Source organism: Vibrio sp. 10N.222.47.A9 (genome assembly GCF_963872585.1).
Taxonomy (GTDB): Bacteria; Pseudomonadota; Gammaproteobacteria; order Enterobacterales; family Vibrionaceae; genus Vibrio; species Vibrio splendidus.
In genome coordinates this window covers 51259-72409 of the sequence record NZ_CAWNBB010000034.1, presented here as the reverse complement: position 1 = coordinate 72409, position 21151 = coordinate 51259, and the positions used below count along the sequence as shown (strand labels likewise).

The following is a 21151-nucleotide window of genomic DNA, read 5'->3' as shown; positions in this document are numbered from 1 at the left end:
GTTCAGTAAGCCGTTTTTTGTGAGGGAAAGGAATGCCTCTAAAAGCTAAGCTGATTTTGCTGACGCTACTCCCGTTGCTACTGGTCACGGCGAGCATAAGTTGGATCTCGTTACACCAAACCAAGACGTTGGGTGCGAAAGAGGTTGAGATCTTCAGAGACAGCTTAATCAAGTCGCGTGAAAACGCCCTCAAAGACACGGTCGACCTCGCATTCGACGCCATTGAACACATCTATAACGATCCAAATATCCAAGAAGCCCAAGCCAAAAAAGAAGTTCGAACCATATTGTCTAAACTTAGATATGGCTCTGATGGTTATTTCTTCGCATATGATCGCCACGGAACCAATTTGGTTCATCCAATACAGCCGGAATTGATTGGAAAAAATCTGCTTCAATTGCAAGATGAAGATGGCGACTTTCTGATAGAAGCTCTGCTAAGAGAGGCGCAAACCGGAGGAGGATTCCACCAGTATTTGTGGCAAAAGCCCTCGACTGGGGAAGTGGTCTCTAAGCTGAGTTACGCCGCTTGGCTAGAGCGTTGGGATTGGATGATTGGCACGGGTTTGTATATTGAAGACGTGCACCAAGAAGTGGCTTCGATGCAGGCTGCGATCAACAAGAATATTGAAACCACGTTCTTCTCTATTGTGGTGATTCTTAGCGTGACGGTGGCGGTTATTATCGTGCTGACGTTGGCCATTAACATGCATGAACATCGAATCGCGGATAATAATTTAAAAGAGCTCGCCCATAAAACGGTGATGTTCCAAGAAGACGAGAAGAAGCATTTAGCGCGAGAGCTACATGACGGTATTAATCAATTATTAGTATCAAGTCGTTGCCACTTAGAACTACTTGGTAATAAGTTACAAAATGAAGACCTCAAAGCGCATTTGAATAAGTCGCAGCATTCATTGATGCGAGCGATCGAAGAGGTGAGGCACATCTCGCATCAACTTCGCCCAAGTTCTTTGGATGATATAGGCTTAGAAGCGGCGCTGTCTTCGTTGTTATTAGATTTTCAGGCGCACTCGGGCATTACGGTTGAAACCTTGTTTAGTACTCAGCCCGGAAAATTGAAATCAGAGGCCGCGACGACCTTATATCGAGTGGTGCAAGAGTCCCTAAATAATATAGAGAAACACGCACAAGCGACCAAAGTAACGGTTATCGCACAACAAATTGGCAACGTGTTACAGCTTCTAATCCAAGACAACGGTGTCGGTTTCAACACCTATAAAGCGATGGAAAAACGAGGGATCGGTCTGCGTAACATGAGAGAGCGAGTGGAATTCATTGGTGGTGATTTTGAGCTGATGAGTGAGATTGGCCTTGGAACGGAAATTACAGTGTTACTGACACTAGAGGGATTAATGAATGAGTGAAGTTATTCGAGTTGTGATCGCTGACGATCACCAAGTGGTACTGGATGGCTTTATGGCGAGATTGGAACTTGAGCCAGATATTAGCGTGATAGGTACGGCCAGTAATGGATTAGAAGCGGTTGAGGTCGTTAAGTCTCTGCGCCCTGATGTGGTGTTGATGGATATCAGTATGCCTATCATGAACGGCATTGATGCGACCCATCTGATTAAAGAAGAAGACCCAGAAGCGAAGGTGTTGATGCTGACTATGCATAACAACCGTGAATACATCATGAAGGTGATGCAATCGGGCGCAGTCGGCTATATGTTGAAAGAGATTTCGGCTGAAAAAATGGTGCAAGCGATCAAAACGGTCAATCAAGGCTCGACCTATTTTTGTGAAAAAGTGACGCAGAATTTGTTTACTCAGCCGATTACTCCCACGCAATCTGTGAAAAATCCATTGAGCAGGCGTGAAGAAGCGGTATTGAAATTAGTCGCAAAAGGGGAGAGCAGTAAAGAGATCGCGAAGGGTTTGAATATCAGTTACCGAACGGTTGAAACCCACAGACAAAACATCAAGCATAAACTGGATATTCACTCTACGGCAGAGCTTGCTAAGTACGCTGTCAATTCGGGGCTTGTGGAGTAATCGTACGCTAAATGACACTAAATGTGTAATTTAATTACTAAATGTGTAATTTAGCCCTGCTTTTTGGAGGTTTTTTTAGTATTTTTGCGACAGGTTGATATTCTTCTTTTCGAAATTTAGGTGCAGAATGCAATGTTGCAAACTGTGCGCTACCAATTAGAGAGGAAGCATGGAGCCTGTAAAAGATAGGTATAGTATTGAAAATACCGATTATACAGTAGGACAAGATAACGTTCAGAAATGGGGTTTTGATGTTCATAACCCAGTATTTGGAATCAGTGCAGGAGCGATCATTGTCTTCTTGGTTGCACTTCTAGTCGCAGATCCAGAAACCGCAAAAGCGGCACTGGATGGAATCAAATGGAAAGTCATCGGTAACTTCGATGGTTTCTTCATGTGGGCAGCTAACATCTTCGTTATCTTCTGTTTTGCCCTCATTGTCTCCCCGTATGGCAAGATACGTATTGATGGCAATGATGCCAAAGCAGAGCACTCTAACCTGTCTTGGATGTCGATGTTATTCGCCGCAGGAATGGGTATTGGCCTGATGTTCTGGGGTGTAGCTGAACCCGTCGCTTACTTCACAGGTTGGTATGAAACACCGCTCGGTGTTGAAGCTTATTCTCCTGAAGCAGCTAAGTTGGCATTAGGTGCAACCATCTACAACTGGGGTCTTCACGGTTGGTCGATTTACGCTGTTGTTGCTCTAGCCCTCGCTTTCTTCACATTCAATAAAGGCTTACCGCTTTCAATTCGCTCAATCTTTTACCCACTATTAGGTGATAGAACTTGGGGTTGGTTTGGTCATATTGTTGATATCGTGGCGGTATTGGCAACACTATTTGGCCTTGCAACATCATTGGGCCTAGGCGCACAACAAGCGACCAGTGGTATTAACCATGTGTTTGGTACCGATGGTGGTATTGGAATGCAACTAGTTGTTATCGCAGTGGTTACTTTCTTAGCAACAATGTCAGTCATTCGCGGCATTAACGGTGGTGTAAAGGTTCTGAGTAACATCAATATGTTGGTTGCTTTGGGTTTACTTATCTTTGTGACGATCGCTGGTGGTATGGCGGGTATTAAAGCAATCCCAACCGCACTAATGGGCTACATTGAAAACTTTATTCCTCTAAGTAATCCTCATGGTCGTGATGATGAAACCTGGATGCAAGGCTGGACGGTATTCTACTGGGCTTGGTGGATGTCTTGGTCACCATTCGTTGGTATGTTCATCGCTCGTATCTCTAAAGGTCGTACTATTCGTGAATTCATCGTCGCTGTATTGTTCATCCCAACGACAGTAATCATCATCTGGATGGCTATTTTCGGTGGTATCGCGATTGATCAAGTGGCGAACAAGGTGGGTGAGATAGGCGTGAATGGTTTGCAAGATATTACGCTTTCTCTATTCCACACTTATGATGCGCTGCCAATGAGTTCTATGCTTTCTGTAGTATCGATTGGTTTGATTATGGTGTTCTTCATCACCTCGTCAGATTCAGGCTCATTAGTTATCGACAGCATTACTTCTGGCGGTAAAGTGGATGCCCCTGTTCCTCAACGTGTATTTTGGGCGTTGATGGGCGGTGCGATTGCAGCCGTTCTATTGTGGGTTGGCGGTACGGAATCCATTCAAGCACTGCAAGCTGGAACGGTATCAATGGCGCTACCATTTGCGTTCATATTATTGCTTATGTGCCTAAGCTTATTGTTAGGTTTACGAACTGAAAATCAATTAGTTAACCAGCAAAATGCTTTGAGCTAAAAGTATTTTCTGAATAAAGGTCGACGGGGTCGGCCTTTTTTTCGTCATATACTTAAGTGATTTCGTGAATTTTGTTGGAAAATTAATCGAACCGATTCTGGTTTACTGAAAACAATAAGTTAACCTGCTAAACTTCAGACATCCAAGTATTTGAATTATTGTGACAACAGCTTGTACTACTTGGATTGTATGTTCGAGTTTGTGATTAAGTCGCAGGTAAGTAAGGAATACGAGGTCAATAGACCCTATTAGTATTCCGTAGAGAGGGATAATGACTAAAGGTATAGATAAATACAGTATCGACAGTACGGATTACACTGTCGGTCAAGATAACGTCCAAAAATGGGGTTTTGATGTTCATAACCCAGTATTTGGTATCAGTGCAGGACTTATTGCTCTGTTCCTGATCGGTATTCTGATTACAGATACCGCTTCAGCAAAGGCAGCACTAGATGGCGTTAAAGGCCAGATCATCAATTCGTTTGATTGGCTTTTCATCTGGTCGGGTAATGTTTTCGTTGTTTTCTGCTTAGGCTTAATTGTTTCTCCGTATGGTAAAATCCGCCTTGGTGGTGTTGATGCGACGGCAGATTACTCATTCTTCTCTTGGCTATCGATGCTGTTTGCCGCAGGTATGGGTATCGGCTTGATGTTCTGGAGTGTGGCTGAGCCAGCGGCTTACTTCACGGGTTGGTTTGAAACTCCGTTAGGTGTTGAACCAAATACACCAGAAGCTGCTAAGTTAGCGCTAGGTGCAACCATGTATCACTGGGGTCTACACCCTTGGGCGATTTATGGCGTAGTAGCACTGTCACTTGCGTTTTTCTCTTACAACAAGGGATTGCCTCTTTCTATTCGTTCTATTTTCTACCCAATCTTGGGTGATAGAGCGTGGGGTTGGGCTGGTCACATTGTTGATATTCTGGCGGTTCTTGCAACGCTGTTTGGTTTGGCGACGTCGCTGGGCTTAGGTGCACAACAAGCAGCAAGTGGTATTCAACATGTCTTCGGAATCGAGGCTGGCTTAGGGTTACAAGTTGTTGTTATAACTGTAGTAACGTTATTAGCGGTCGTGTCAGTGCTTCGCGGTATTGATGGCGGCGTTAAAGTTATCAGTAACATCAACATGTTGGTTGCTTTCCTACTGCTTATCTTAGTGGCTCTAATCGGCTATGCGGTGAGTTTAGGTTCTATCCCAACAACCTTTATGGCATACGTTGAAAACATCATTCCTTTGAGTAACCCTCATGGTCGTGAAGATGAAGCGTGGATGCACGGTTGGACTGTATTCTACTGGGCTTGGTGGATTTCATGGTCACCATTCGTAGGTATGTTTATCGCGCGTGTTTCTAAAGGTCGTACGGTTCGTGAGTTCATCACAGCGGTTCTGATTGTTCCAACGACTGTTACTATCATTTGGATGTCAGTATTTGGTGGTATGGCGATTGACCAAATCGTGAATAACGTTGGTATCCTTGGTCAAGATGGTTTGACTGATGTATCACTAGCGATGTTCCAAATGTTTGATGCTCTACCGTTCGGTACGCTGCTATCAATCATTGCGGTTATCTTAGTTCTAGTATTCTTCATTACATCGTCTGACTCAGGCTCTCTAGTTATCGACAGCATCACTGCTGGTGGTAAAGTGGATACGCCTGTACCTCAACGTGTGTTCTGGGCGTTCCTAGAAGGTGCGATTGCAGTAGCTCTATTGTGGGTTGGTGGTACTGAAGCAGTACAGGCTCTACAAGCGGGCGCAATATCGACGGCATTGCCATTCACCATCATTCTATTACTGATGTGTGTTAGCTTGCTAATGGGTATGCGCACCGAGAAGCGATAGACTGATCGTTAATCGACTTTCCATTTGGTTGAAGTCGAATATAAAATAAAAAGAAAGGCAGAAGAGGAAACTCTCCTGCCTTTTTTGTATCTATTTTACAGTCTAGAGAACAGTATATTTCGATGGGATTACCTTCAAAATAACGTCTTAAATTTGGCGATTAGCCAAGTAATTGACATTCGATAAGCCAATGGTTTGCTTAAAATTATATTACGTTATTAAATTATAAAATCGCTCGAATTTAATACTGATATTGGGTAGTATGCGCGAGATTTCCCACTACTCGTGAAACTTTGACATGAAACTAACACTTAAGCAGAAGTTAATAGGTGCTAGCCTATCTGCTGTTGTCGTTATGGCAACAGCGTTAACTTGGTTATCAGCAAACCAATTATTTGAACAGACTCGTAATGGCGTATACCTGCGAGCTGAAAGCGTATCAGAAGCAGCATCTGAAGGTATTAAAAACTGGATTGATATCCGCACCGATATCGCATCAGCATTTAATGACTTTTCACGAGAGGATGATGTTGTTCCTTTCCTTAAGCAAGCTCGTGTAGCGGGTGGCTTTGACGATATCTTTTTAGGTACTCCAGAAGGCGGAATGTACCGTTCACATCCTGAACGTAATCGCGCTGGTTACGATCCTCGTCAACGTCCTTGGTACCAAGAAGCAAACGCTGCAGGTAAGCAAATCATTACCACTGCTTACCAAGATGCAATCACTAAAGCATTGCTAGTAACAATTGCAGAACCTGTGCGTCATAACGGCAAACTTGTTGGTGTAGTGGGTGCAGACGTACTTATCGACCAACTAGTGAACGATGTAATCAGCCTTGATGTTGGTGACAATGCGAACGCAATGCTAATTGATGCCTCTGACGGCACATTCCTAGCGCACCCAGATTCAGCACTAAGTTTGAAGCCGGTAAGCCAGCTTTCAAACGACATCTCTATGCCAATTATCGAGAACGCAGTGCGTACGGGTAGCATCGAGATCATCAAAGAGCGCGGCGCAGAGAAGCTGCTTTACTTCACGAAGGTGCCTAACACTAACTGGGTCTTCGCTGTTCAGATGGACAAAGCAACAGAAGAAGCGAACCACTCAACACTACTTACTCAGTTGATCACAACGGCGGTCATTATTACGTTAATCGTAATCGTATTAGTGTCTTGGTTAGTGAGCTTCCTATTCCGCGATTTAAACCGTGTTTCAGCGGCACTGGAAGAAATTGCTTCAGGTGAGGGTGACCTTACTCAACGTCTTGAGCCTAAGAGCGATGACGAGATTGGTAAGCTTGCTGAAAACTTCAACCGTTTTGTAGGCAACATGCACACCATGGTGATCAAGCTAAGCGAAGTATCTGCTGCGCTAGGTAACCAAGCACGTCAGACGGCTTCTCAAGCTGAAGAACGTAGTGCTCGTATCCAAATGCAACAAGACGAGATCAACATGGTAGCAACAGCCGTTAACGAAATGGCTGCAGCAACACAAGAGATCGCGGGTAACGCAGACCACACTGCACAGAACTCATCTGAAGCGGTTGGCGCGTGTGAGCACGGTACTGGTCAAGTGACACAGACTCAAAGCTCTATCCAAAACCTTGCTCAAGAAGTTCAAATCGCAACTAACGTGATCCTAGAACTTGAAGAGCACGGTAATAGCATCAACGCTATCTTGTCTAATATTCAAGGTATTGCAGAACAAACGAACTTACTTGCACTTAACGCCGCTATTGAAGCAGCACGTGCCGGTGAACAAGGTCGTGGTTTCGCGGTTGTAGCGGATGAAGTTCGAGTTCTGAGCCAACGTACACACGGTTCAACGCAAGAGATTCAGCAAACTATTGAGTTGCTACAAGGTACAACAGGCAAAGCGGTTAGCATCATGAACGATAGCCGTAGTCTTGCTGAAACCAGTGTTGATGACGCGAACTCAGCGGCTGCAAGCTTAACGCAAATCCACGCTGCTGTTGAACGCATTAGCGACATGGCAACACAGATCGCTTCTGCTGCAGAAGAGCAAGCGTCAGTAACGTCTGAGATTACTCGTAACACTGAGGGAATCCGTGACGTATCTAACGAGCTAGCAGACGAAGCGCACCAAGCTGCAGAGCAAGCTGCTCAGCTGTCTGAACTGTCTCACGAGCTAGAGAGCGAAATCAGCCGCTTCAAGCTTTAAGCACTAACTCGTAATTTAAAAGCCGAATGTGATTATCACATTCGGCTTTTTTGTGCGTGCTAGTTAGAGTTATGAACCCAAATTAGTTGTTCGGGTAACCAGGGAACTTAGCTTTAAGGGCTGCACGAGTAGGGAAGTACTGCTCCATAAATTTAACCATCGCAGGGTCGTTCGCTTGTCGCTTTTCAGCTCTTTGGGTACTGGCATCAAGGTCAGTACTTATTGTAAGTGACTGACCAAGTTTGATTGGATAAGGGTGTAGTTCAGGAGAATCACAGACACAAAAAAGCCCGAGTATAAACTCGGGCTTTGAATGGTTTTCTTTATAACTTATGAGGAGCTAGATTGCCTGACGAAGTTGGAAATAACGTCCTGCTTCGTTTAACAGCGATTCATGAGAACCGTGCTCAACAACCTCGCCTTGTTCAATCAGAACGATAGAATCCATCGTTTCCAGACCAATCAAACGGTGCGTAATGAAGATAACCGTCTTGCCTTCAAAGTGCTTCTCGAACAGCGTCATGATGCTGTGTTCTGTTTGCTTATCTAAGCCTTCTGTCGGCTCATCTAGAAGCAGGATAGGGGCATCATGAAGAATCGCGCGTGCGATACCAATACGGCGCTTCTCACCACCAGACAGTTGACGACCACCGTCACCTAACCAGCTATCAAGTGCGTTATTCTCAAGCAGCTTTTCTAGGCCAACGTCTTTTAGGATATTCGCTAAGTGATCATCGGTAGCTTCTGGTCTTGCAATCAACAAGTTGTCACGCAAAGTACCATTTAGAATGTCGACACGCTGGCTTACTACACTGATTGATTCACGAAGTTGCGATTCATTCCACTGCGTCAGTTCAATGCCCGCGATTGAGATATAGCCCTTTTTAGGATCCCAGTAACGAGTCAGAAGCTGAATCAGAGTCGATTTACCAGAACCCGTTTGACCAACAATCGCAACCTTGTGCGTGGCAGGAATCGTTAGGTCTACAGCGTTCAGAACACTGCGTTCAGAGTCAGGGTAGTTGAACGTCACGTTTGAGAACGTAATATCAAGCGGCTTGTTGATGTCGAGTTTCTCTTCAGCAAACTGAACTTCAGGCTCCGACAGAATCACTTCGTTCAAGCGACGAGCTGAAGACAGAGTTTGACCTAAATGCTGGAACGCGCCTGCGATAGGCATCAGCAGTTCAAAACTTGCCATAGTAGCGAACGCCATTAGCGCGATGAACGGGTCTGGTGCATTACCACCCACACCGTCAGCCGCAAGCCAAAGCATAAGAACAAGCGTCAGACCGTTGAACAGCATTAGTGCTGCTGAAGCCATACCGGTTAGGTTAGCATTCACAAACTGATTAGCCATCAGCTTGCGTTGCGTTTCTAGAATGGCATTACGGTAACGCTCTTCAGCACCGAACAGAGTCAGTTCGCTGTAGCCTTCAATCCAATCTAGCGTAGTCACACGAAGATCCGCTTTGTTCTGTGTCAGTTCACCACCGTTACGCTTGCCCAATTTGTAGAACAAGATTGGCCAAACCAACAGCATGATCAGAAGGATAGAACCCAAGATCAAACCAAGCGAGCTATCGAACCACATCAAGAACAGAGTCAGGAAGATGATCCCGAACACACCCACCGTCACAGGGCTTACTAAGCGCAAGTACACGTGATCCATGGCGTCTACATCTGCAACCAAGCGGTTGAGTAGGTCTGCGTCACGAAGGTTTGAAATACGACCTGGGATCAGCGGAGCCAGCTTCTTGAAGAAGAAGATACGTAAATCAGTTAACAGTTTAAATGTTGCATTGTGGCTGACAACACGTTCACCCCAACGACCCGCAGTACGGCTCATTGCCAAACCACGTACACCACCACCCGGCAGCATGTAGTTGAAGGTTTCACGTGCAATCGTAAGGCCTGCAACCGCAGAAGCTGAAATGAACCAGCCTGATAGCGTTAGCAAGCCGATAGAAGCCGACAGAGTTGCAAAAGCCAATAGCATGCCTAGCGATAGGCCAAACCAATGCTTTTTATAGAGTTTCAGGTAAGGCAGTAAATCACGCATCTAAATTACCCTTATTATCTTGTTGAGCTAAGTTCGCGTTCAGCATCTCTTCAAACAAACCACCCGCAGTCGAAAGCTGAGAGTAATGACCTTGTTCAACCAGACCACCATCGCGCATCACCAGAATATTATCGACTGATTTAAGAGGAGCGAGTTGGTGCGTCACAAGTAGGGCAGTGCGGTTTTCAATATTGCTATTGATGCCTTTCATCACTAACTGTTCGCTACGAGTATCTAGGCTGGCTGTTGGTTCATCTAATAACCAGAACTGACCGTCTTGAATCATTGCGCGAGCCAGAGCCAAACGCTGAGATTGACCAACAGAAAGGCCACCAGAGCGATCAGAAATCATATAATCCAAGCCGTGCTCGTTTACAAATTCGCTGGCAAATGATTGCTCAAGTGCATTCTCAACAACTTGGTCAGCGATATCATGCTTACCTAGCGTGACGTTGTCACGAATACTGCCGTGCAGTAGCAACGGGTTTTGACCAACCCAGCTAATGGTTTTACGCCAAGAGGCTAAGTCGAGGTCACGCAATTCAATACCATTGATTTTCAAGCTTCCGTCATAAGGCATGAAACCGAGGATGGCGTTGATCAAACTTGTTTTACCCGCACCACTTGGGCCAACTAACGCAGTCGACTGGCGAGTGTTCAATGCGAACGAGATAGGACCAACCAATTGAACACCTTCAGGGCTTAACACTTTTAGGTCGGTAGCTTCAATATTGATGCCTTGAGCCGGATCGAGTTGAGTGTCGCCTGATTTAACCTTAGTGATGTCTGTTTCTAGGAACTCGACAATACTTTCGGCTGCGCCAACCGCTTGTTGCTTCGCATGGTAGAAAGTACCTAAGTCACGCAGAGGTTGGTAAAACTCTGGCGCTAAGATAAGGATAAACAAACCAGCGAATAGCGTAATGCCTGCACCGTAGTGGCCGAAGTTAAGCTCACCGATGTAAGTGAAACCAAAGTAAACCGCCGTCATCGCGATAGAGATCGACGTGAAGAACTCAAGTACCGCAGAAGACAAGAAAGCGATTTTCAACACATCCATGGTACGCGTTCTGAACACTTCAGATGCACCTTTAAGTACCTCTGTTTCAGCGTTGGTGCGATCAAATAGACGAATGGTTGTCATTGACTGCAAACGGTCGTAAAAGTGACCTGAAAGACGCTGCAGCGCTTTGAAGTTTTTACGGTTTGCATCGGCCGCTTTCATGCCAACAAGTGCCATGAACATCGGCACCAGTGGAGCAGTAATCAAGAAGATCAGTCCTGCTGCCCAGTTTACTGGGAATACCACAACCAAAATAATGAATGGAATCATTACCGACAGAGACATCTGAGGCAGGTAACGAGAGAAGAAGTCTTGCATGTCTTCTACTTGTTCTAGCAACAGCGTTGCCCACGTACCGGCAGGTTTACCCTTAATGTAAGCAGGTCCTAACTCACGTAATTTATCTAGGATGAGTTGCCTGATGTAGACACGGATTTGTTCACCACAGCGATAACCTGCGATTTCACGTCCCCATGTACAGCCAGCACGGCCAACGACCGATAATGCCAAGCCTGCGAAATGACCAACCAGTTCAGATTTATCGACATTCTCGATGATCAGCTGGTGAAGAATAGAGGCGAGAAGCGCTGCTTGAGCAATTAAGAACACGCTTGAAAGTACGCCAAGGCTAATCGCAATCATAAGCCAGCGTTTCGCTAACTTACTCTGTTGCTTAAGCCACTTGTTCAAGCTGCGTTGTTTTTTCTTATCCATTATGAAGGCTTAATGATAATTATTATTTGTTGAGGGCGGCTAGTATACAAAAGAAAGCCCAGTGGATATACCACTGGGCTCTAGGGATTTACAACAAAATGTGATGACGCCCTGCATCTACTGAGGCGAGAGCACCGATAATCAAATCTGCAATCTCAGATTTACTTATCGTTAAGGCCATCTAGGAAGCGTTCAGCATCCAGTGCAGCCATACAACCTGTACCAGCAGAAGTGATTGCTTGGCGGTAGTTATGGTCCATTACGTCACCCGCAGCGAATACGCCTGGGATGCTGGTTTGCGTTGCGTTACCTTCAAGACCTGACTGAACAATGATGTAATCATCTTTCATGTCGACTTGGCCTTTGAAGATTTCAGTGTTTGGTTGGTGACCGATAGCAATGAATGCGCCCATTACTTCGATGTCTTCTGTCTTATCAGACTGAGTATCTTTAATACGAACGCCCGTTACGCCCATGTCGTCGCCTAGAACTTCGTCTAGCGTGCGGTCAGTGTGAAGAACAATGTTGCCGTTCTCTACTTTGTCCATTAAACGCTTCACTAGAATCTTTTCAGCGCGGAACGTGTCACGGCGGTGAACTAGATGAACTTCAGATGCGATGTTAGACAGGTAAAGTGCTTCTTCAACAGCGGTGTTACCACCACCCACAACCGCCACTTTCTGGTTGCGGTAGAAGAAACCATCACATGTAGCACAAGCAGAAACGCCACGGCCTTTGAATGCTTCTTCAGACTCTAAACCTAAGTACTTAGCTGATGCGCCCGTTGAGATGATCAACGCATCACACGTGTACTCGCCTGAATCGCCTTTAAGACGGAAAGGGCGGTTTGAAAGGTCGACTTCGTTAATGTGGTCGAACAGGATCTCTGTTTCAAAGCGCTCTGCGTGCTCTTTCATGCGATCCATTAGAGCTGGACCCGTTAAACCTTCAGGATCACCCGGCCAGTTTTCTACTTCTGTTGTGGTTGTAAGCTGACCACCTTGCTGCATACCGGTAACCAGTACTGGGTTTAGGTTTGCACGAGCAGCGTAAACTGCAGCTGTATAGCCAGCAGGGCCAGAACCAAGAATCAATAAATTACAGTGCTTTACGTCGCTCATGAGGACTCCGAAATTGAAATTGTTTTTATTTATAATCGCTTAGGATTGTATGGAAAATATGGAGGCAATAAAAGGTTAAACAAGGGCTGAAGTGTAATTAATCGTTATAGTTTAGAACTTAATGGAGACAAACGTTTTCGTGGTTGGAAGATCGCCTAAGCCACCGTCTTCCTCATGGATTGTTGCTGCCGCCTTTTCGATTTCGAACCGGCATATCAAAATACGCCCAAATAACTGTATATAAAAACAGTATTTAGCTATAGAATTATAGGCAAGGTTTGATAGGCAACGTTAGAAAGATGAGGAACGAGCAATGAACTTACTCCCAACAGGCACACAGCTAGGTAAATTGGAACTACTGGAAGTGTATCAAGACGTCTCACGGTTAAGAATGAAAATACCCAAAGGTTTATGGTGTATTGGAGTGGGGATTACGACAACGGCCAATGCATTAAGTGGGCTTACATTCCGGTAACCAAACCATTGCTCACCAGCTTGCTAAACAAAGAAGTGAGCTTTCACGATGCGTTCCACCGTTCAGACAAGCTTTACTTAGCGACCATCTACACAAACGAAGTAGGGAGGTCCCCGAAAGTCGAACTACTAAACACAACGAACAAGCACTTAGTAAACCTACCGCCCGTTGATTTTGAAATCGACCTTGAAGAAGCTTGTATAGTTTAGGGAATAGCACTCTCAATGGACGTGCATCCAGCGTCCGCTTTGAGCCTTCCTTAACTTTCTTCTTATTAGAGTTACAAACATTTTTTCTATCGACAATTCTTATCATGCGCACGCAAATTCAATGTAACTTGTTGGATAAAAAATATAGAATGATTAACAATCATATAGGGTTAAATACAGTTATTCTTGTTTATTAGCTGGCATAACCACTATTACAGAATTGAACGGACTAAGAACTGTCTAGCTCTATGGTGATGAATGAATACAGTTAGAAAGGGTGATGAATTAGAAGCCGCTATTTTCGATATGTTCTCTAAGGAAATTGCCAACGGGCAATTTTGGGCACACAAAGACTATTGCAAAATTTTCACACAGAAAGGTTATTTCTCTCGTGACCGAGAAAAAAATATAATTTTTGATGTATCAATTGAGGTTTATCTTCCCGGGCAAGAAACCTATTCGGTGCTGGTATTAATTGAGTGTAAAAATTATAACCACCGTGTGCCAGTTGATGATGTCGAGGAGTTTTACGCGAAAGTACAACAGGTTTCGGGAGCTAACATCAAGGGGATCGTAGCCTCCACAAACGCATTCCAAGAGGGATCTTTTAAGTATTCTAAGTCTAAAGGGATAGGGCTTTTACGGTATTTTGATTCTGGAAATAGTGAATGGGTTTTGACCCGTTCACCGTCTTCTATAGGACGTACTATTAAAGCAACGGAGCGAGCTTCAATAAATCTAGCGCTTCAACAACAAGATTTTATTGGTAAAGGTTTCGATTGTTATTATTTTTTTGATTCGTCCTATACAAACTCAACGTTTGATTTTTTCGATAGGCTCATTATATCTGACCTTTCCAATCCTCAGCTTGAGTCAACCCGTTCTATTCGGACGGTTAAGCCTGAACTACAAACATTAGTTCCGTATTTGGATAGCTCGCATATAGAATCCCAAAGTGAACTTCTCTTGGATTCTATTGGCTATTTTAGAGGTTACGTACAAGATAATAAACTTTCCGAATTTGTTAGCGAGAATTATGCATTATCATTGGTGTTAGACGCCCACTTACCAAAAGGTGTTCTTGGAGCTATCGACTTTACCAAAAATGAAATTAGCATTGATGTAAAGCAGTGTGAAACTAAAGAAAGAGCGCGGTTTACGCTGGCTCATGAACTCGGCCATTATATTTTGGGCCATGCAAAGTACATATCCCGTGAACGATGTTATGACTCTCACCTTGGTGAGATACGCGAGGATGTATCCATGAAGGATGTTATGCGTTTAGAGTGGCAAGCGAATCAATTTGCATCATCTTTGTTATTGCCAAAAAAACAATTTGTAAGAGCGTTCCTAGAACAAGCTCGAGTCAGAGGTATTTATGATAGAGGTTTTGGATCATTGTTTGTTGATGAGCAGCAATGTAACAAAGCATCGTTAAACTTGGTAACGCATTCGTTAACGAGGCAGTTTAATGTATCTAAGGCTGTGGTCATCATTCGGCTAAAACAACTTGGCATTGTGCGAGAACCGATAGTGCAAGTCTAGCCATCATATTAGTGTTTTTTATTCCATCGCTGGGTTTTGTATTTTTAAGAATAATACCATTAATGGGCGTAAACCCAGCGCCCACCTAGAAGTTTCCAGAGCTTTCTTCTATCATCTAAACTCAAGAATATATCTATTACCCATCTTGTGATCTTATGCATGAAATTTTCCATGTAACCTGTTGAGTAAACCCTATAGAATATGCCCCTATTACATAAGGTTAGGTACCGTTGTTTTCATTCTAGTAGCCTGCCGAGTACAGAACTGAGTGGTTTGAGAACGGTTATCAAAATTATCAAAGTTCGAGGTTATTAATGGAAAATGAATTAGTTAAAGTGTGTTACGAAGGTGAGTCGGGCTTTAGTGATATAAGGACATGTTACATAAATGACATATTACACATTTCACTCAAAGACATATTTGTTGTTTTAACAAAAGAAAATAGCAAGTTGGATGAACGATTTCCGTCTAAGTACATCCCGAATCTAATTAAATCTCAAGTGCAAGACTTAGATAGCGATGAATTCTTTCTTATACCTGTATCCAATCCAAGTTTTGAACAAGAAAAGGAAGTGTTTGTCACACAGCCGGGTCTAAATAGAGTGATGGCTAGTGATAAGTCTAAAGCAGGTAAGCAATTCCAAAGATGGCTCTATCATGAGGTTATTCCTTCTTTACAAAAGCACGGTATCTATCCACCGCCAAGAACAGCTCAAGGTTCAGCTCTTGCACAAATGGCGGAAATTATAGCTCAAAACTCAAGAGCTTTAGCTGACACGATCTACGAACAAGAGAAATTGAAGCAGGAGGTCGTGACTGTAAAAGGGCAAGTTAATCAGATGCATGACCGCATGAACAAAATTGAGCATGGGGTACATATTACCGATAGTGAACATGTGCTTACGGTTAGTGAATGGTTCGCAAATTCAGGTACTTTGCTAACTTCGGAGAAGGAAACAGATATACTTAATTGGTGTGAAAATTTAGCATTAAAACATCATAAGCCTCGTGTTACTTGTCCGTCAGGTGAGCGACGCAAAGCAAGATTTCACACATGTATAATCATTGAAGCTAAAGATCTCGTTGAAAGGTCGAGAGGCTGATTTGTTTGTAGAAAACGCTTAGGAAAAATTCCTAATGCTAAAGTTAGATGGTGGTGGTGTTCGCCTCTTAACATAGAGTTTTAGGCTATTCATAGAAAAGCCACGAGCATTAACTCGTGGTTTTTGTTCATAAAAAAGCTTCCTAAAAACAGGCTTTACCGCTTTACTGATGATCTCGAAGTTAAGTATGTGTCATGTCAGATTCCAAAACCTTCATGCTCGCGGTTTCCAGAGGTCACTAAGTAAACTCCTTTCTCAATACCCCTTTCAAAAACTTCACGTAAACCACATCATCAATTCGAATTAGGTACGCGCCATTTGAAACTGAGCATTGTCGCTATTTAGGTGTGTTATTGAGCATAACTATAGGTGTTTGAGGCTGGAGCTTAATAGAAGCAATTATTTTCGTGGTTGAAAGGTAAGTGAGACCCATGCGAGGAAGGAAGCTAATTGAATTAAGGGCGGCCGAGTTCCCCCGAACTCGACCTGTTCCAGACGCGCAAGCAAAGGCGTTTGGTTTCTGGCGTACTCATAAATTAACCAATTTCAGTTTGTTGTGTAAATAATCAATAGCTTGGCAATTGATAGGTAGGTCGTATTTTGCTGTGCAAAAGCATAGAAATGAATGATGGCGAGCGTGACGCCTGAGCTCATGTAAGGAGGTTGGCGTATTGACGCTAAAGGGCTGACACAATATGAAACTTAGCTTTCCAGTGGATAATATCGTTATATTTAAATTTATAGGGATTTATAACTAGCTAGTGGAGTGTGCTAGTTTTAAGAGTTGGTCATCTTTTATTCTGGTGTTATACACTGCTTTTTGATTTCAGTTTGGATTTAGTGTCTGAATTATTAAATATGACGGGATAAATGATTGTTTAATGTTGATTTGACAAGATCTTCAAGTATCCTTTGTGTAAACAAAACGTTAAATATCGAAAGTAAATTAACAATCATTAAGGAGTCGATGATGTTACATGCTCACGAAAATACCCTACATATTACCCACCTCAGTAACCATGCGGTTGAGGAGTTGTCACCATCATTCTCTAAGCTACCAAGCACAGAGCATGCGGATGGCCAGTTTCGATTGAGAAGATACTCGGTGGTTCAATTCAGTAATGGACAAGTCGTTGAGCAAGACAAACATAACTTTGTTCAGTCTGAAAACATTAATCACTTTCAAGGTGACGTTGTTCGTCAGTTCGAGCCGATTGAAGCGAATATTTTAGGCAGTGAAGGCATGCAGGAAATGTGTGAACTGTTTATTGAAACCAATGGGCTTGAAGACGGGCAAGAAATCGAAATCCATCAAATTCGTATTGCCGCTATTTTTGAAGAGACTCAGGTTGCTCCTGAAGGGGTTCACCAAGATGGCTTTGACCACATCGCTTTGATCGGTGTGAACCGTCATAACATTGTGGGTGGTGAAATCATGCTGTATCAAGACTCACATGAAGCGCCATTCTTTAGAAAGGTGTTAGGTGATGGTGAGGTTGCGATGCTGGCAGACAGTAAGCTTTGGCACAATGCACAACCGATTCGCACCATAGACCACGATGAGATGGGCCATATGGATGTGTTTGTTCTAACAGCTAAGGATGCGCGCAATGTCCTTCACTCTTAATGATGTGCGCCAACAGTTTAGTGCTTTAGGCCAATATCATAACGGCAAGCCGGTGACCTTTTTTGATGGGCCAGGTGGCTCTCAGGTGCCTGAGAATGTTTTAGCTTCAATGACCGAATACCTAGGGCATTTTAATTCAAACCTAGGCGGCCACTATTTTTCTAGCCAAAAGACCACAAGCTTAATGCAGCAAGCGCGAGAAGCGGCGCAAGCACTGCTTAATGCGGAGTCTTCTGGCAATGTTGTGTTCGGTGCGAACATGACATCTCTGACCTTCCAACTTAGCCGAGCGATCAGCCGCGATTGGAAAGAGGGCGATGAAGTTATCGTCACGGCGTTAGACCATTACTCAAATGTTTCGAGCTGGCAGCAAGCGGCAGACGACAAAGGCGCGATTGTTCGCCAAGTTCGCGTAGACGAGTCGGATTGCAGTTTGGATATGGCGCATTTTGAATCGCTGCTTAACGAGAAAACCAAGCTTGTCGCGGTGACGTTTGCTTCGAACACGACGGGCTCCATTGTTGATATGGCGAAAGTGATCGAACTAGCACATCAACATGGTGCTCAGGTTTATGTCGATGCCGTGCATTACGCGCCACACCACTTGATTGATGTTCAGCAGCTGAATTGTGATTTCTTAGCGTGTTCAGCTTATAAGTTCTTCGGCCCGCATGTGGGTATTGCTTATGTTGCGCCGCAATGGCTGCATACTTTAAAGCCATACAAGGTAGAGCCTGCAACCAATATCGGCCCAGGTCGATTTGAGACAGGTACGCAAAGCTTCGAAGGCCTTGCCGGTGTGATTGCGGCGGTGGATTACTTGGCGCAGTTAGGCGATCCCGCCGATTCATTGCGTTCTCGTTTAGAGCAAAGCTACGCGCTTTATAATAAGCATGAAGGCCAACTCAGTGAGTACTTCCTTAAACGCTTGTCTGATCTAGAAGAGGCAACGCTTTACGGGAAAAACGAATTTGATTCGAATCTAAGAACCCCAACGTTTGCGATTACCTTTGATAATCACTCTCCAGAGTTCATCGCCAAGAAGTTGGGTGAACATAATATCTGTGTGTGGAACGGACATTTCTACGCATTAGGTTTGGTGAAACAGTTGGGTATTGAAGAGCAGGGCGTGGTGCGTATTGGTTGTATGCATTACAACTCGATTGAAGAGATCGACTTGTTGTTCAATGTGCTTGAAGGGATCTTGCGAAGCCACTAGCTCTTAATAGCTATAGAATTAGAAAAGAGCATACTTCTCTCAATAATATTGAGTAGGAAGTATGCTCTTTTTGTTTCATGAACTTATATCTGTTTAGCAAAGTCTATTAAGACTAAAGCCGCTAATCGAAAAAGTCCGTGATTTAACTAAGACAACTGCTTAACCAGAGTTGCACCTACTGCGTGCGCACTGGTTGGGTTTTGGCCAGTAATCACTCGCTCATCAACAATCACAAGCTCTTGCCAAGGTTGAACCTTGTTGAAACGCGCTGCGCTGCGAGCAAGAGACTCTTCCAATAAGAACGGAATGTCATTGATTGTGCCAAAGTCGATCTCTTCTTCACGAGTAAAGCCAGTCACCAATTTTGAGCTCAATAGCTTCTCGCCGTTGCTTAAAACAATCGGAAGCAGTGCTGCTGGGCCGTGACATACAGATGCGATCACACCGCCATCTTCATAGTGCTTAGCTGCAATCGTTGCGAATTGCTCGTCGGTTGCTAAGTCAGAAAGCAAACCGAAACCACCTGGGTAGAAGATAGCGTCGTAGCTTTCTACGTTAATTTGGCTTACTGGAATCGTGTTATTAATGCGGTTCTGGAAGTCATCATCAGCCAAGATCTCGGCGTTTACTGAATCCCCTTCAATATCGGTTCCGTACAATGGGCCTTTGCCACCCTTGATAGAAGCGATGTCGTACTCAAAACCCGCAGCAATGATCTCTTTCAGAGCATGAGTCAGTTCAGGCGCGTAAGTACCGTTCGCTTGATCTGTATCGCCTAGTGTTGCGTGGTTAGTTACAGGTATTAGTATTTTTTTCATGATTCGTCCCTTTGAGCACGTTTGTTTGGTTTCAGCGTTGTGGTTTTTCTTTAGGCATCGTGGTTTTTATTTAGAAAACCAAAGTTTTCAATTTAGATGCCGCTGTTTCGTTACCTGTAATACTAGTAGTAAACCATTTGAGTGATAATATACCGAATAGGCAAAACATTATTGCTATATAGCAATAGTCTGATGTGAATTAGTCGAATGTGAATTCGTTAGATGTAAACAGGTGAAGTATGGATAGCTTTGAAGGGATTAATGAGTTTGTTGCGGTAGCCGAATGTCACGGCTTTTCTGCAGCAGCAAAACAACTGGGTTGCAGTACCAGTCATGTAAGTCGCCAAGTTTCAAGGTTAGAAGAGAGAGTGGGTGTGGCACTGCTTGCACGCTCTACACGAATGGTGAGCCTGACCGAATCGGGTCATACCTATTATCAGCAGTGTAGAGATTTGGTCATTGGGCTTCAGCAAGCGAATGAGCAAGTGACTTCTCAGCAGACTCAGCTTAGCGGTACTTTGCGTGTGAGTGCGGCAGGCGCGTTTGCAGAAAATCATGTCGCGGCGGCGCTGATGGAGTTTGCCAAAGATCATCCTGAGCTCACCATAGAAATGAATTTCAATACCAAGATGGTTAACTTCATCGAAGATGGCATCGATTTCGCGATTCGTTATGGCCGATTGGACGATTCAGGATTGGTGGCAAGAAAGCTCGTCGATCGCCCGATGGCGGCGGCAGCCAGTAAAGGCTATATAGAGCAATTTGGTACGCCAACTCATCCAGAGCAGTTAAAAATGCACAGCTGTATTATCGCCAACAGTGATCAGTGGCTATTTAAGAAAGAGGGTAAACCGTTAAATGCAGTACGAGTGCATGGGCGCTGGCGCAGTAATAATTCGAGTGCAGTACTGAAAGCATGTGAAGAGGGGCTTGGTGTTGTCTACCTACCTAAGAGCAGTTTCAATGGTGGCCTTAGTAATGGAAAACTGGTCCCGGTGCTTGAAGAATATTGGGGAGCAGGAACCAGCAGTTGGGTCGTATATCAAAACCGCCGTTTTTTACCCCAGAGAGCAAGATTGGCGATCGACTTCTTAGTCGCTTACTTTTCGGATTGGAATGAATAACCGACAAGGTTTCAAGCGAACAGCCAACAAGATAGAAGTGAATAATGAACGGATTTGAAAAGAGTCGTGATTAGCTCTAGCTACCTATTTGAAAGCGGAAAACAGAAAAGCTAATGCTTACATAGATATACGTTATCTTTTTTTGTTTTTTGACGCGAGTAATAGGAATGAGAGACTTGTCTACTTTTAGTGACTCGTGTTAGCGATAGAATTGTAGAGCAGCCTGTAGCAGTACGATATACTAGATACCATATTAATG

General features: G+C 44.1%; 14 protein-coding genes and 1 pseudogene. 11 read left to right on the top strand and 4 right to left on the bottom strand.

Annotation, left to right across the window (positions count from 1 at the left end):
- Window positions 1-32 precede the first annotated feature (32 nt).
- From AACT19_RS10365 to AACT19_RS10345, 5 genes are all read left to right on the top strand, one after another.
- Window positions 33-1388, top strand: coding sequence for a cache domain-containing protein (locus tag AACT19_RS10365; protein ID WP_076646193.1), 1356 nt, complete (start codon window positions 33-35; stop codon window positions 1386-1388).
- Window positions 1381-2019, top strand: a complete 639-nt coding sequence (locus tag AACT19_RS10360; RefSeq protein WP_004733393.1) for a response regulator transcription factor — start codon at window positions 1381-1383, stop codon at window positions 2017-2019. The genes AACT19_RS10365 and AACT19_RS10360 overlap by 8 nt, the downstream gene beginning before the upstream one ends.
- A 169-nt stretch (window positions 2020-2188) precedes the next feature.
- Window positions 2189-3787, top strand: a complete 1599-nt coding sequence (locus AACT19_RS10355) for a BCCT family transporter (protein ID WP_076646191.1) — start codon at window positions 2189-2191, stop codon at window positions 3785-3787.
- A gap of 271 nt (window positions 3788-4058) precedes the next feature.
- A complete protein-coding gene (locus AACT19_RS10350) occupies window positions 4059-5630 on the top strand; it encodes a BCCT family transporter (protein WP_004733395.1) in 1572 nt (523 codons plus the stop codon).
- A gap of 298 nt (window positions 5631-5928) precedes the next feature.
- Window positions 5929-7812: a methyl-accepting chemotaxis protein gene (locus AACT19_RS10345; RefSeq protein WP_076646189.1), complete on the top strand. Its 1884-nt coding sequence runs from the start codon at window positions 5929-5931 to the stop codon at window positions 7810-7812.
- A 340-nt stretch (window positions 7813-8152) separates the two neighbouring features.
- On the opposite strand, the gene cydC is transcribed toward AACT19_RS10345, so the two are convergent.
- The 3 genes from cydC to trxB all read right to left on the bottom strand — a co-directional run bounded on the left by cydC (window position 8153) and on the right by trxB (window position 12772).
- A complete protein-coding gene (cydC, locus tag AACT19_RS10340; RefSeq protein WP_076646187.1) occupies window positions 8153-9874 on the bottom strand; it encodes a heme ABC transporter ATP-binding protein/permease CydC in 1722 nt (573 codons plus the stop codon).
- Window positions 9867-11651 carry a heme ABC transporter permease/ATP-binding protein CydD gene (gene cydD, locus AACT19_RS10335; protein ID WP_076646185.1) on the bottom strand — a complete coding sequence of 595 codons (1785 nt, stop codon included), beginning with the start codon at window positions 11649-11651 and terminating at the stop codon, window positions 9867-9869. Before cydD ends, cydC begins: the two co-directional genes overlap by 8 nt.
- 161 nt (window positions 11652-11812) lie before the next feature.
- Window positions 11813-12772, bottom strand: coding sequence for a thioredoxin-disulfide reductase (gene trxB, locus AACT19_RS10330; protein WP_061021606.1), 960 nt, complete (start codon window positions 12770-12772; stop codon window positions 11813-11815).
- Between the two features lie 313 nt (window positions 12773-13085).
- Between trxB and AACT19_RS10325 the strand changes: the two are divergent.
- From AACT19_RS10325 to AACT19_RS10305, 5 genes and pseudogenes are all read left to right on the top strand, one after another.
- A pseudogene (locus tag AACT19_RS10325) lies at window positions 13086-13456 on the top strand (DUF6575 domain-containing protein).
- Between the two features lie 258 nt (window positions 13457-13714).
- A complete protein-coding gene (locus tag AACT19_RS10320; protein WP_076646181.1) occupies window positions 13715-15001 on the top strand; it encodes an ImmA/IrrE family metallo-endopeptidase in 1287 nt (428 codons plus the stop codon).
- Window positions 15002-15315: 314 nt separating this feature from the next.
- Window positions 15316-16104 carry a BRO-N domain-containing protein gene (locus AACT19_RS10315; protein ID WP_076646179.1) on the top strand — a complete coding sequence of 263 codons (789 nt, stop codon included), beginning with the start codon at window positions 15316-15318 and terminating at the stop codon, window positions 16102-16104.
- 970 nt (window positions 16105-17074) lie between these two features.
- Entirely contained in the window at window positions 17075-17731 is a 657-nt protein-coding gene (locus AACT19_RS10310) for a 2OG-Fe dioxygenase family protein (RefSeq protein WP_076646177.1), read from the top strand.
- Window positions 17715-18950 (top strand): cysteine desulfurase-like protein, encoded by a 1236-nt coding sequence (locus AACT19_RS10305; RefSeq protein WP_076646175.1) that lies wholly within the window; start codon window positions 17715-17717, stop codon window positions 18948-18950. The genes AACT19_RS10310 and AACT19_RS10305 overlap by 17 nt, the downstream gene beginning before the upstream one ends.
- 146 nt (window positions 18951-19096) lie before the next feature.
- On the opposite strand, the gene AACT19_RS10300 is transcribed toward AACT19_RS10305, so the two are convergent.
- Window positions 19097-19768, bottom strand: coding sequence for a type 1 glutamine amidotransferase domain-containing protein (locus AACT19_RS10300; RefSeq protein ID WP_076646173.1), 672 nt, complete (start codon window positions 19766-19768; stop codon window positions 19097-19099).
- Between the two features lie 239 nt (window positions 19769-20007).
- Here AACT19_RS10300 and AACT19_RS10295 point away from each other — a divergent pair, with 239 nt between their 5' ends.
- Entirely contained in the window at window positions 20008-20892 is an 885-nt protein-coding gene (locus AACT19_RS10295) for a LysR family transcriptional regulator (RefSeq protein ID WP_076646171.1), read from the top strand.
- Window positions 20893-21151 lie beyond the last annotated feature (259 nt).